Here is a 13,659-nt window from a genome sequence, read left to right as displayed (position 1 = left end):
CACCCGGGAACATTCCGGCCCGAGGTCGCCTCCAAGTACATGAACCGCCCAGAAGCACTGCACACCAGCGCTCCACCACTTGGAAGGACACACCCCATGAGCACCGAGATCCCCGCCGACGCCGTTCTCGTCGACACCGACGGCGACGGAGCCGTCGACGCCGCCCTCACCGACGTCGACGGTGACGGCACCACCGACGCCATCCTCGACACCGACGGCGACGGCCAGGCCGACTCCATCGCCTACGACACCAACGCCGACGGCGAAATCGACGTCATCGAAGCCGACACCGACGCCGACGGATACACCGACATCGCCGTCGCCGACACCGACGCCGACGGCACCTTCGACACCGCCGTCGACGACGAAGGCAACGTCGAAGTCGGCGACTTCGGCAGCATCGACGGCGGCGACGCCGTCTGATCGCGACTCCCCTCGTGCAGTGGCCGGCCCGGCGACCCCGGGCCGGCCACTGCCGTGGGGTGGATTCGACGATTTCGCCGTGCCCTCGAATCCCGCACGCTAGCGTGACTCAGATCACGATCGGGGGATGCGATGATGCCGGCTCGAATCGACGTGCGACGTGCGGACCATGCGGGACGCCGGTGGCGGCGACGAGTCCGCGCCGTCACCTGCCTCGCCGCCGGCGCCACGCTCGTCTCCACTCTGCTCGTGGCCGCGCCCGCGGACGCGGCCACTCACCTCTTTCCCGACATCTCCGAGGTCTCGGTTCCCCAGGCCGCATGCGGCCCCGGCTCACTCCCCGAGCCGGGTCTGCAGGGTGACGTCAGCGCGGAGGATCGCCTCTCCGGCCGCAGCATGCGCGGCTACCGCTGCAACGTCACGCGGCTCGGCGGTGTCCGCGGCGCCGGCGGCGGCATCGTCTCGGCGAACTTCGAGCACTGCAGCTACACCGGCAGCCTGTTTCCCGGGAACAACTGGGTGAACCCGCCGGGCGTTCAGGTCATCGACGCCTCGGACCCGAGCTCGCCGCGTGTCGTCGGGTCGCTGACGGATCCGGCCATGCGCGGTGGCACCTGGGAGACCCTGAAGGTCAACAAGGAGCGCAAGCTCCTCGCCGCGACATCGGTGCCGCTGCTGTGGGGCGGCGGGTTCTTCGCCGTCTACGACATCTCCGACTGCACCCGGCCCAGACTCCTCAACAAGGGCCCGGGCACGTCGACGCCGCTGCCGTTCACCTCCCACGAGGGCGGTTTCTCACCCGACGGCCGCACCTACTGGGCCTCCGGGGTGTTCCCCGGGCACCTCAGCGCCATCGACATCTCCGATCCCCGGTCGCCCCGCGTGATCTGGCAGGGTCTCCACTCGTTCCTCGGACACGGCTTCGGCATCTCCCCGGACGGGAATCGGATGTTCCTGTCGAACATGGCGGGGGTGACCGTGCTCGACATCAGCGACGTCCAGCGCAGACGCCCGCACCCCCAGGTCCCCCACCTCGCCGCGTACCTGTGGCCCGACGGCCAGCTCAACCAGCACTCGATCCCGATCACCTACCGCGGTCGGCCCCACATCGTCACCGCCGACGAGGCCGGTTCCGGCGGGGTCAAGATCTTCGACGTGACGAAGGTGAACGCACCCCGGTACACCGCGCAGATCAAGCTCGAGATCAACCTCCCCGAGCACCTCGACACCAATCTGCGGTCGTCGACCGGCGGTTCGCTGTTCAGCAGCAACCCGCACTACTGCGCGGTCGACCGGCCGAACGATCCCACCGCGCTGGCCTGCGGATGGGAGTCGTCGGGCATCCGGGTCTTCGACATCCGCGACCTCGACCGTATCCGCGAGATCGGTTACTACAACCCGCCGGCCCGCACGGGCACCACCCTGCTGCAGACACCCAACTCACCACATGTCGTCGGTTCGCTGCTCGGCGTGCCCGCCGTCGAATTCCTCAGTCTCGGAATGTCGATCGCGAACGGCAAGGTCAGGCTGAACGAGATGGTCGGTCCCCGTAGCGGAATGGTCGTCGGCGGTGACATGTCGACCGACTGGTGCATGTCCCCGCCCGAGTTCCGGGGAAACGAGCTGCGCGTCACCTGTTCCGACGGCGGTTTCCAGGTGTTGCGGCTGAGTCCCGCCGTGTACACCCCACCCCCGGACCAGAACAGCACGATCGGATGAGCTTCTCTCGCCCCGACGTTCCGCTGGTGCGCGCCGTCGTGGTCGCCGCGACCGCGGCACTCCTGCTCACGATGGGCGTCGTCGTGGGGGCCGTGTGGGCGGGCCGCGACCACGACTCGTCCGCGATGAGTGTGTCCGACATCGGATTCGCTCAGGACATGTCGGCGCACCACGACCAGGCCATCCTCATGTCGAGGACGATCGGCGCGGTACCCGGGGTCGCGCCGCAGATCCGCGGTGTCGCCGACCGGATCGTCCACACGCAGACCGCCGAGAGCGCGACGATGCGAGGCTGGCTGCAGTGGTTCGACCACCCGATCACCGCGGCGGAGCCGATGTCCTGGATGGCCGGTGGGGACGCCCGTCACGGGGACACCCAGCACGGCGACGGACTCGGCTCCCACCCGCCGATGCCGGGGATGGCGAGCATCGACGAGGTCGGCCGCCTGAGCGCCCTGCCACCCACCGATGCCGAGATCTTGTTCCTGCAGTTGATGATCCGGCACCACCGTGGCGGGATGTCGATGGCCCAGGCGGCGTACAACGACGCGCGAACCGGTTCCGCGACGAAGGATCTGGCGCTCATGATGATCGGTGATCAGGGCGACGAGATCGGCCTGATGACCATGTTGCTCAAGGAGCGTGGCGCCGATCCGTTGCCGACGTGATCACACGGTCGGCAACGGATCGGCGTCGAGCCTCAATCGGTCTTCGGATGCAGGGTGAACATCTCCCACACCTCTTTCTGGTCCGCTGCCCAGGGGTCGTAGACGAACGGCGCGTGCCGCAGGGCCATCCCCGCCTTGCGCGGCGTCCGGTTGGCCTTGAACCCGTTGCAGGACTTGCACGCCGCGACCTGATTGCCGAACGTGCTCGGGCCACCCTGGGACACCGGGACGATGTGGTCGACGGTGTCGGCCGGGCCGTCGCAGTAGGCGCAGATCCATTGATCGCGCCGCAGGATGGTCGCGTTGGACGCGTAGGAGTCCATCGTCTTACCCGCAAACGGGCGGTAGGCGTCTCGTCTGATCGCCACCACCTTGTGGATGGGCAGGGACAGCGTCGGGGAATGGACGACGCGAACCAGCGGGGTGCCCTCGACGTTCCGCGCGACCTCGGTGGTCAACAGGACCGCGGCGCGGCGCCAGGTGACGCGCGCCAGTATCTGCAGTCCGGCGTTGGTGACGAAGATGGTCATGACAGCTCCTCGATGCGTGGGCGAGTGAGTGCGCCGACCACCGAGGTTCATGACCTCAGGAACTGGTGACGCGTGATGTGATCGGTCCCGGCCTACCGTCGGATTTCAGTCCGCACGGACGGTCGGATGGGGCGGTCCGCCACTCGCCGGCGAAAGCCTTGTCACCCATCGACATCTGCGTCACCTCCTCTCGTTGGTCTGGCATGCTCTGTCGCCACGATAACCGCGCTCCGGGTGCACTGCCACCGTTTATGTCCGGCGTGTTCGGATGTTCACCCAGTTCACACGGGCTGTTTGCAGGCATTTTTCACCGTAGGGCACGTTGAGCCAGCTCGTGATGATCTTCGTGGTGCTCGAGATCGGACGCCGGGACGGACCCTCGACCGAGCCGGCTCAGAAGATCTCCGGCAGGTCCTTCGACACCGTGTTGGGGTAGGTCGCCGGCCGCTTCTCCAGGAAGGACATGACGCCTTCATAGACGTCCCCGGACTGCCCCCGGTAGAAGATCGCCTTCGAGTCGGCACGATGAGCGTCGAGCGGGCTGGGTGCGCCGGCCATCCGCCAGAGCAGTTGCCGGGTCAGTGCCGCCGAGACGGGCGCACTGTTCGCGGTCATCTCGCGCGCGACGGCGATGGCGGTCTCGAGCACCTGGTCCTTGGGGACGATCTGCTGGATCAACCCGCGGTCGAGAGCCTCGTCGGCCTGCACCATCTTGGCACCGATCGTCCACTGCAACGCCGTCGGCAACCCGACCAACCGGGGCAGGAACCAACTCGACGCGGCTTCGGGAACGAGACCGCGAGCGGCGAAGACGAACCCGAACTTCGCGTCCTCTGAGGCGATCCGGACGTCGGCGGGCAGGGTCATCGTCACCCCGACGCCGGCCGACGGGCCGTTGACGGCGACGACGATCGGTTTGAGCGAGGCGAACATCCGCAGGGTGAGTTTGCCGCCCTCGTCCGCGGGAATCTCGGGCTCCCGGCTCGCATCGGACTCCACCACCGACGAAGCATCGAACGTCGCACCACCCGCCTCGAGATCGGCGCCGGCACAGAACGCGCGGCCGTTACCCGTCAGCACCACCGCACGCACGGTGTCGTCGGCATCGGTCTCGTCGAACGCGGCGCAGAGCTCCTCCCTCATCTGCACGGTGAACGCGTTGAGCCGGTCGGGCCGGTTGAGCCGGAAGATCGCGATCTCCCCGTCGCGCTCGACGGTGATGGTGGGCTGGTCTTGTCGGGATTTGCGCCCGACGTCTGATGTATCGCTCGTCACAGGGTGATGCTATCGGGCGCTGGGACACTCCGCGTCGGCTGTGTCAAAGGTATCCGGTTCAGACACAACACAACGGCGGCGCCACCCTCCCCGGGTGACGCCGCCGTTGTGTCAGATCTGCTCAGACGGGCACGATGTCAGCTCGCGTCGGACTCGCCGGCCTTGGTGAGCTCGACCGGTGCGTCGGGAACCATGCGCGGCTTCTCCGAACCGGTGAAGACGAATCGGGCGTCGTCGCCTTCGCCTTCACCGTCCCAGTTCTCCACGTCGACGAGGACGATCTGTCCGGGAGCGATGTCGCCGAACAGGATCTTCTCCGACAGCTGGTCCTCGATCTCGCGCTGGATGGTGCGACGCAGCGGACGCGCACCCAGCACCGGATCGAACCCGCGCTTGGCCAGCAGCGACTTCGCGCGGTCGGTGACCTCGAGGGCCATGTCCTTGTTCTTCAGCGCACCTTCCACGCGCGTCAGCATGAGATCGACCATCTGGATGATCTCCTCACGCGTGAGCTGGTGGAACACGACGATGTCGTCGATACGGTTGAGGAACTCGGGGCGGAAGTGCTTCTTGAGCTCGTCGTTGACCTTCTGCTTCATCCGGTCGTAGTTCGACTTGGTGCCGTCGCTCGACGAGAAGCCCATGCCCACGGCCTTGGAGATGTCCGAGGTACCGAGGTTGGACGTGAAGATCAGCACGGTGTTCTTGAAGTCGACCGTGCGGCCCTGACCGTCGGTCAGGCGACCGTCCTCGAGGACCTGCAACAGCGTGTTGTAGATCTCCGAGTGGGCCTTCTCGATCTCGTCGAAGAGCACCACCGAGAACGGCTTGCGGCGCACCTTCTCGGTGAGCTGACCGCCCTCTTCGTAGCCGACGTACCCGGGAGGGGCACCGAACAGCCGCGAAGCGGTGAAGCGGTCGTGGAACTCGCCCATGTCGATCTGGATGAGCGCGTCGTCCTCGCCGAACAGGAAGTTCGCGAGCGCCTTGGAGAGCTCGGTCTTACCGACACCGGACGGGCCGGCGAAGATGAACGAGCCCGACGGACGCTTCGGGTCCTTCAGACCGGCGCGCGTGCGACGGATGGCCTTGGACACCGCCTTGACGGCGTCCTCCTGGCCGATGATCCGCTTGTGCAGCTCGTCCTCCATGCGGAGCAGACGGGTGGTCTCCTCCTCGGTGAGCTTGAACACCGGGATACCGGTCCAGTTCCCGAGGACCTCGGCGATCTGCTCGTCGTCGACCTCGGCCACCACGTCCATGTCACCGCTGCGCCACTGCTTCTCGCGCTCGGCACGTTCGGCGACCAGCTGCTTCTCCTTGTCGCGGAGGCTGGCGGCCTTCTCGAAGTCCTGCGCGTCGATCGCGCTTTCCTTCTCCTTGCGCGCGTCGGCGATGCGGTCGTCGAACTCGCGCAGGTCTGGCGGCGCGGTCATCCGGCGGATGCGCATGCGCGCACCGGCCTCGTCGATGAGGTCGATCGCCTTGTCCGGCAGGAACCGGTCGTTGATGTAGCGGTCGGCCAATGTCGCGGCGGCGACCAGCGCACCGTCGGTGATGGAGACGCGGTGGTGCGACTCGTACCGGTCGCGCAGACCCTTGAGGATCTCGATCGTGTGCTCGACGGACGGCTCGCCCACCTGGACGGGCTGGAACCGGCGCTCGAGGGCGGCGTCCTTCTCGATGTACTTGCGGTACTCGTCGAGGGTCGTCGCACCGATGGTCTGCAGCTCGCCACGCGCCAGCTTCGGCTTGAGGATGCTGGCAGCGTCGATCGCACCCTCGGCGGCACCCGCGCCGACGAGCGTGTGCAGCTCGTCGATGAACAGGATGATGTCGCCGCGGGTGTTGATCTCCTTGAGCACCTTCTTGAGGCGTTCCTCGAAGTCACCGCGGTAGCGGCTGCCCGCGACCAGCGAACCGAGGTCGAGGGTGTAGAGCTGCTTGTCCTTGAGGGTCTCGGGGACCTTGCCGTTGACGATCGCCTGCGCCAGACCCTCGACGACGGCGGTCTTGCCGACGCCCGGCTCACCGATCAACACCGGGTTGTTCTTGGTGCGGCGGCTGAGCACCTGCATGACGCGCTCGATTTCCTTCTCCCGGCCGATGACCGGGTCGAGCTTGCCCTCCGAGGCGGCGGCGGTCAGGTTACGACCGAACTGGTCGAGGACCAGCGAGGTGGACGGCGTGCCGGACTCGCTGCTGCGTCCGCCGGTGCCGGCCTCCTGTGGCTCCTTGCCCTGGTATCCGCTGAGGAGCTGGATGACCTGCTGGCGGACCCGGTTGAGGTCGGCGCCTAGCTTCACCAGCACCTGGGCGGCGACGCCCTCGCCCTCGCGGATCAGGCCGAGCAGGATGTGCTCGGTACCGATGTAGTTGTGGCCGAGCTGCAGGGCCTCGCGCAGCGAGAGCTCCAGCACCTTCTTGGCACGCGGGGTGAACGGGATGTGCCCCGACGGCGCCTGCTGACCCTGGCCGATGATCTCCTCGACCTGGCTGCGGACCCCTTCCAGGGAGATCCCGAGCGACTCGAGCGCCTTGGCGGCCACGCCCTCGCCCTCGTGGATGAGGCCGAGGAGGATGTGCTCGGTACCGATGTAGTTGTGGTTGAGCATGCGCGCTTCTTCTTGGGCCAGAACCACAACCCGACGCGCGCGGTCGGTGAACCGTTCGAACATTGTTCTCCCTCACATTGCTAGCGCCCCGGCCGCCGCGGAGACCGCTTCGGAGGCCCCTGAGGACAACCGGTACGGATAGACGACGACCAGCCTGCTTCCACTCTAGAGGTCGTCTCGGGTGCACCTGCAGTTAACGCCTGCGCAGAGTGCGTGGATCCACCGATGCGGCGGGGATGTGCACAGTACAACTGCGCTGGCCGGGGCTGTGTTCCCCCGCCGCTACGCCGAGAGCGAACGGCGCCGCGAGTGCCCCCGATGCCGCCCACCTCGAGCTCACACCTGCAGCGCGGACAGGATGTTGCCCGACGGATCGGCGAACCACGCGATGTCGGGCCCGTTGTCCCCGCCGCGGACGATCCCCCGCTCATCGTGGGCGAAACCCTCGTACCGCAGCATCTCGACGCCCTTGCCGACCAGTTGGTCCACCGTGGCCTCGAGATCGGACACAGCGATGTTGAGGACGGTGAAATCCGCGGGGACGTGATCGTCCTTCGGATACGCCAGGACGGTCACCTGCCGCCGGATCCGGATTCCCAGGATGCCCATCGGGTACCGCAGCACCCGCATCCCGAGGACGTCGCGGTAGAACCGCTCGGTGGAGCCGAGGTCGCGGACCGCGAAGCCGCTGCACGTCGACGCCGGTGGACCCATCCCGATCTCTTCCTCGTCGGACAGCCGGATGATCTGGACCCAGTTGCCGTCGGGGTCGGCGACGGTCCCCAGGAAGCTGCCGCCCCGGTTCTCGAGAGGACTGATCCATTCGGCACCCAGGTCGTCCAGACGCGCCGCCGTCGCCTGGGGGTCGTCGACGTCGACATTGAGGATCCGGCGAGGGCCGTCGGTGGTGGGCCCCGACACGTCGGCGCGTTTGTCGCACAGGAGGAAGAAGCCGTCGAGTTCCACATAGTCGTATCCGGGTCCCCCGGCCCCGGTCGATTCGATCTGCGCCTGGAAGGCGGTCGAATACCACCGGGCAAGGCGTCCCGGGTCGTCGCTGGAGAGGAGTACCGAACTGCTGGTTGCGGTGGCCATGGTGATACAGACCGCTCGCCGGACCCGAACTCATCGGTGTGCCCGCCGGGCGTTTCGCGCACACCGCGCGCTTCACCGGTGATCGGATTAGCGTCGTAGCCCATGACCCACGACGCCCGGCCCCGGTCACACCGGGTCAATCTGACGGTCTTCATCGCCTCGGGCGTCATCGTGGTGGCCTTCGCCGTCTGGGCGCTGGCGGCACCGGCGGCGGCCGAGTCGACGATCAACGACGTGCGCGACTTCATCACCCGGTGGTTCGGTTGGTGGTATTTCGTCCTCGCCACCGCCATCGTCGGACTCGTGGTGTTCCTCGGCCTCAGCAAGTACGGGCGCTACCGGCTGGGGCCGGAGGAGTCGCGCCCGGAGTACAGCCTGTTCACCTGGACCTCGATGCTGTTCGCCGCGGGGATCGGCATCGATCTGATGTTCTTCTCCGTCGCCGAACCCGTGACCCACTACCTCAACCCGCCGACCGGACTCGCCGAGACCAACTCGGCGGCGCGGGAGGCGGTCACGTGGACGGTGTTCCACTACGGGGTCACCGGTTGGGCGATGTATGCGCTCATGGGTGGCGCGCTCGCCTACTTCGCCTTCCGGCACAACCTCCCGCTGACGATCCGGGCGGCCCTGTACCCGGTCTTCGGCAGACGTGTCGAAGGCCGCTGGGGCGACGCGATCGACGTCGCGGCCGTGCTCGGCACCATCTTCGGCATCGCGACGTCCTTGGGTATCGGGGTCGTCCAGCTCAACTTCGGGCTGAACGAGATCTTCGGGATCGAGCAGGGCAAGGCGGCCCAGATCGGCCTCATCGTGCTGGCTGTGGTGATCGCGACGGCGTCGGCGACCTCCGGCGTGGACAAGGGCATCCGCCGCCTCTCCGAGATCAACGTGATCCTGGCGATCTGCATGCTCGTCTACATCACGGTGGCCAAGGATGCGGACTTCTTGCTCAACGGGCTCGTCCAGAACGCAGGCGACTACGTGTCCACCTTCGCCGACCGGACCCTCGACACCTTCGCCTGGGATCAGGTGAATCCGCCGCCCGGCAACGACGCCCGCGCCTTCGTCGACGGCTGGACCCTCTTCTTCTGGGCCTGGTGGGTGGCCTGGGCCCCGTTCGTCGGACTCTTCCTGGCCCGCATCTCACGCGGACGCACGTTGCGCCAGTTCATCTTCGGGGTCCTGGTGGTCCCGTTCAGCTTCATCCTGGTGTGGATCTCGATCTTCGGCAACAGCGCCTTGCAGGTGGCGCGCGGCGATGCAGACTTCGCCGAGACGACCGCCTCCACACCCGAAGCCGGGTTCTATTCGCTGCTCGAGCAATACCCCGGTTCGACGTTGCTCATCGGCATCGCGACGATCACCGGCCTGCTCTTCTACGTGACCAGCGCCGACTCCGGCTCGCTCGTCATGGGCAATTTCACCAGTCGCCTCGACGACCCGATGGCCGACTGCGCGCGCCCGTTGCGCGTCTTCTGGTCGGTGGCGATCGGCCTGCTGACGCTGTCGATGCTGTTCGCCGGCGGCGGTGACGGGTCCATCCTGACCCTGCAGGCCGCGACCGTGATCATGGGCCTGCCGTTCTCCTTCGTCCTCGGGCTGATCGGCATCTCCCTGCTGCGTGCCGTCCGCAGCGAATCGGTCAAACTCGACAGCTTCCGGACGACCCTGCCGAAGGTGATCGCCGTCGGGCGCGGCCCCACCGAACACGGCAGCTGGCGGCAACGACTCATCGGGACCCTCCGCTTCCCCGGCCCGACCGCCACCCGAAAGTTCATCGGCGCCAACGTCGTACCGGCGATGACCGAGGTCGCCGAACAGTTCGGTCGTGAGGGGGTCACCGCGACCGTCGACGAGTCGGCCGAGAACGAGGGTCTGCCGTCTCCGCGCCTGGTCGTCGAACTCGCCGAGGTCCCCCGCTTCGAGTACTGCGTGTGGCCGGTCTCGGCCCCGACCCCGACCTACGCGGTCCGGACGCAGCGTTCCGACGATCGCTACTTCCGTTGCGAGGTGTACCTCACCGAGGGGTCGCAGGGTTACTCGCTCACCGGGTACACCCGCGACCAGATCATCGGCGACATACTCGACCAGTACGAACGCCATCTCGGATACCTGCACCTGCGGGATGCCGCCGGTGATCACCACGACCCCGAGCCCGATCCGGGCGCCGGCGAGGGTACCGTGCCCGACAGCGACACGGACATCCCCGACAGCAGTTCCGAAGGAGCACCGGCTCGATGAGCGAGACCCTCTACATCGACGGCCGGTGGCAATCGGCCGTCTCCGGCGAGACCCGCGAGATCCGCTGTCCCGCAGACAACTCGGTCGTCGGCACGGTGTCCGAGGCCGGCGTGGCCGACACCGAGGCCGCGATCGCGGCGGCACGACGCGCGTTCGACGCCGGCGAGTGGAGCGCAACACCCGCCGCCGAGCGTGGGGACCTCCTCCTCCGCGTCGCGGATCAGATCGACGAGCGCAGAGACGAATTCGTCCGGGCCGAGACCCTCGACACGGGTAAGCGGCCGTACGAGTCCGACCTCGACATGGCCGACATCGCCCACTGCTTCCGGTATTTCGGCAAACTCGCGGCGACCGATGCCGGCCGCGTGGTCGACACCGGCTCCCCCGACGCCGATTCCCGCATCGTCTACGAACCGGTCGGCGTCTGCGGGCTGATCACACCGTGGAACTACCCCCTGCTGCAGGCGGCCTGGAAGGTCGCGCCGGCACTCGCGGCGGGAAACACCTTCGTCCTCAAGCCCGCCGAACTGACCCCACACACCTCGATCCTGCTGATGCAGGCCCTCGAGCAGGTCGGTCTCCCGGCAGGCGTGGGCAACCTCGTCCTGGGAGCGGGGGCCGTGGCCGGGGCGCCCCTGTCCTCGCATCCCGACGTCGACCTGGTCTCGTTCACCGGCGGACTCGTGACCGGCCGGATCATCGCCCGCGAGGCGTCGGCGACGGTGAAGAAGGTCGCACTCGAACTCGGGGGCAAGAACCCCAACGTGGTGTTCGCCGACGCCTGCGCCACCGACGAGTTGCTCGCCGCCGCGGTCGACAACGCGCTCAACGCCGCGTTCCTGCACTCCGGCCAGGTGTGTTCGGCGGGCGCACGGCTCATCATCGAGGAATCCGCACACGACCGCTTCGTCGACGAACTCGTCCACCGTGCGGAGCGAATCCGTCTCGGCCTCCCCTACTCCGAGGGCACCGAGACCGGTCCGCTCATCTCGGCGGCACACCGCGACAAGGTGCACGCCTACGTCGAACAGGCCCGGGCGGACGGTGCCGTCATCCGTACCGGCGGCGCATTCGCGACGGGCGATGCGGGATCGGGCCGCCTCGACGACGGGTGGTTCTATCCGCCCACCGTGATCGATCACGCCGACCGGTCGATGGCCTGCGTGCACGACGAGGCGTTCGGGCCCACCGTCACCGTGGAGACCTTCACCACCGAGGATGAGGCGGTGACCCTGGCCAACGACACCGTCTACGGATTGGCCGGGGCGGTCTGGTCGGCCGATGCGGCGCGCGCCCGTCGCATCGCCGGACGGATCCGCGCCGGAACGGTGTGGGTCAACGACTTCGGACCGTATCTGCCCGAAGCCGAGTGGGGCGGGTACGGCCAGTCCGGTTTCGGTCGGGAACTCGGGCCGTCGGGGCTGGCGGAGTACCGCGAGGCCAAGCATGTCTACGAGAACCTCAGACCGGGTGTCACCGGCTGGTTCGCGGACCGGTCGGGCGACCGAGGGGATCGGCGATGAGCGAGACCTACGACCACGTGGTCGTCGGCGGCGGCTCGGCGGGTGCCGTGATCGCGTCGCGGCTGTCGGAGGACCCATCGATCTCGGTGTGCCTGCTGGAGGCGGGTCCCTCCGATGTCGGCGATGACGCGATCCTGCGACTCGACCGATGGATGGATCTCCTCGAATCCGGTTACGACTGGGACTATCCCATCGAGCCGCAGGAGAACGGTAACGACTTCATGCGGCACGCCCGTGCCAAGGTCCTCGGCGGGTGCAGTTCGCACAACAGCTGCATCGCCTTCTGGGCCCCGCGGGAAGACCTCGACTCCTGGGAACGCGACTTCGGTTGCGCCGGGTGGGGTTCGGCGGAGCTCTACCGGCTCTATCCGCAGATCGAGACCAACGACGCGCCGGGCGCACACCACGGTCGCAGCGGACCCGTCCACGTCATGAGCGTGCCGCCGAAGGACCCGTGCGCCCTCGCCCTACTCGATGCGTGCGAGTCGGTCGGCATCCCCCGCGTCGAGTTCAACAGCGATTCCACGATCGTCAACGGCGCCAACTTCTTCCAGATCAACCGACGGCCCGACGGAGTGCGCGCCTCGTCGTCGGTGAGCTACCTGCATCCGCACCTCGACCGCCCGAATCTCACCGTCCGTACCGGATCATGGGCCAAGCGCGTGGTCATCGAGAGGGTCGACGGCGAGCTGCGCGCCGTGGGCGTGGACATCACCGACAACGCCTTCGGTCGCACCACACGGATCGAGGCCCGGGGTGAGGTCATCGTCTCGACGGGCGCGATCGATTCTCCGAAGTTGCTGATGCTCTCCGGAATCGGGCCCGCCGACGACCTGCGCGAGCACGAGATCGAGGCGCTCGTCGACGCACCCGGGGTCGGTGAACACCTCCAGGACCATCCCGAGGGGGTCATCGGGTTCGAGACCACGAAGCCCATGACACGCGAGTCGACCCAGTGGTGGGAGGCGGGCGTCTTCACCACCATCGACGAGGGTCTGACCCGGCCGGACCTGATGATGCACTACGGCAGTGTGCCCTTCGACATGCACACACTTCGTCAGGGCTACCCGACCAGTGACAACACCTTCTGCCTGACGCCGAACGTGACGCACGCCCGGTCACGGGGCACGGTTGCGTTGCGCTCCCGCGACTTTCGCGACAAGCCGCGGGTGGACCCCCGGTACTTCACCGACGTCGAGGGTTACGACATGCGGATCATGATCGCCGGCCTGCGGAAGGCCCGCGAGATCGCCGCGGCCGAACCGTTGGCGTCGTGGATCGCGCGCGAACTGTATCCCGGTCCCGCCACGACGAGCGACGCCGAACTGGCCGACTACATCACCCGGACGCACAACACCGTCTACCACCCGGTGGGTACCGTGCGGATGGGCCCGCCCGACGACGAGCTGTCGCCGCTGGACCCCGAGCTGCGCGTGAAAGGCGTTGCGGGCCTGCGCGTGGCCGACGCGTCGGTGTTTCCCGAGCACACCACGGTGAACCCGAACCTCACCGTCATGCTCGTCGGCGAGCGCTGCGCCGAGCTGGTGCGCGCGGACAACTGACGCAG

Annotated in this window: 10 protein-coding genes; 6 read left to right on the top strand and 4 right to left on the bottom strand. The window is 67.6% G+C overall.

Annotation, left to right across the window (positions count from 1 at the left end; genetic code table 11):
* Positions 1–96: 96 nt before the first annotated feature.
* The 3 genes from AC3B6C_RS11820 (at position 97) to AC3B6C_RS11810 (ending at position 2,810) form a co-directional block, all read left to right on the top strand.
* Positions 97–423, top strand: a complete 327-nt coding sequence (locus AC3B6C_RS11820; protein WP_014925451.1) for a hypothetical protein — start codon at positions 97–99, stop codon at positions 421–423.
* A gap of 132 nt (positions 424–555) precedes the next feature.
* The gene (locus tag AC3B6C_RS11815) at positions 556–2,142 is read left to right on the top strand and encodes an LVIVD repeat-containing protein (RefSeq protein ID WP_488376130.1); all 1,587 of its coding nucleotides are present in this window, start codon (positions 556–558) and stop codon (positions 2,140–2,142) included.
* Positions 2,139–2,810 carry a DUF305 domain-containing protein gene (locus AC3B6C_RS11810; RefSeq protein ID WP_488358651.1) on the top strand — a complete coding sequence of 224 codons (672 nt, stop codon included), beginning with the start codon at positions 2,139–2,141 and terminating at the stop codon, positions 2,808–2,810. Before AC3B6C_RS11815 ends, AC3B6C_RS11810 begins: the two co-directional genes overlap by 4 nt.
* Before the next feature lie 32 nt (positions 2,811–2,842).
* Here AC3B6C_RS11810 and AC3B6C_RS11805 read toward each other — a convergent pair whose 3' ends face one another.
* The 4 genes from AC3B6C_RS11805 to AC3B6C_RS11790 form a co-directional block, all read right to left on the bottom strand.
* On the bottom strand, positions 2,843–3,340 hold the full coding sequence (locus tag AC3B6C_RS11805; protein ID WP_010844217.1) for an HNH endonuclease: 498 nt from the start codon (positions 3,338–3,340) through the stop codon (positions 2,843–2,845).
* A 393-nt stretch (positions 3,341–3,733) separates the two neighbouring features.
* Positions 3,734–4,615 (bottom strand): enoyl-CoA hydratase-related protein, encoded by an 882-nt coding sequence (locus AC3B6C_RS11800; RefSeq protein ID WP_488376129.1) that lies wholly within the window; start codon positions 4,613–4,615, stop codon positions 3,734–3,736.
* A gap of 137 nt (positions 4,616–4,752) precedes the next feature.
* Entirely contained in the window at positions 4,753–7,293 is a 2,541-nt protein-coding gene (locus AC3B6C_RS11795) for an ATP-dependent Clp protease ATP-binding subunit (RefSeq protein ID WP_010844215.1), read from the bottom strand.
* Positions 7,294–7,566: 273 nt separating this feature from the next.
* A complete protein-coding gene (locus AC3B6C_RS11790) occupies positions 7,567–8,325 on the bottom strand; it encodes a VOC family protein (RefSeq protein ID WP_488376128.1) in 759 nt (252 codons plus the stop codon).
* Between the two features lie 102 nt (positions 8,326–8,427).
* On the opposite strand from AC3B6C_RS11790, the gene betT reads away from it, so the two are divergent.
* From betT to AC3B6C_RS11775, 3 genes are read left to right on the top strand one after another with little or no spacing between them, the layout of a single operon-like run.
* Positions 8,428–10,569 carry a choline BCCT transporter BetT gene (gene betT / locus AC3B6C_RS11785; protein WP_488376127.1) on the top strand — a complete coding sequence of 714 codons (2,142 nt, stop codon included), beginning with the start codon at positions 8,428–8,430 and terminating at the stop codon, positions 10,567–10,569.
* Entirely contained in the window at positions 10,566–12,092 is a 1,527-nt protein-coding gene (locus AC3B6C_RS11780) for an aldehyde dehydrogenase family protein (RefSeq protein WP_488376126.1), read from the top strand. Before betT ends, AC3B6C_RS11780 begins: the two co-directional genes overlap by 4 nt.
* Positions 12,089–13,654 (top strand): GMC family oxidoreductase, encoded by a 1,566-nt coding sequence (locus AC3B6C_RS11775; protein ID WP_488376125.1) that lies wholly within the window; start codon positions 12,089–12,091, stop codon positions 13,652–13,654. The genes AC3B6C_RS11780 and AC3B6C_RS11775 overlap by 4 nt, the downstream gene beginning before the upstream one ends.
* The last annotated feature ends 5 nt before the right edge of the window (positions 13,655–13,659 follow it).

The sequence above is a fragment of the Gordonia sp. 11cp genome (genome assembly GCF_057767225.1).
The sequence above is the reverse complement of the archived record's forward strand: the minus strand, read 5'-3'. Positions and strand labels throughout refer to the sequence as shown.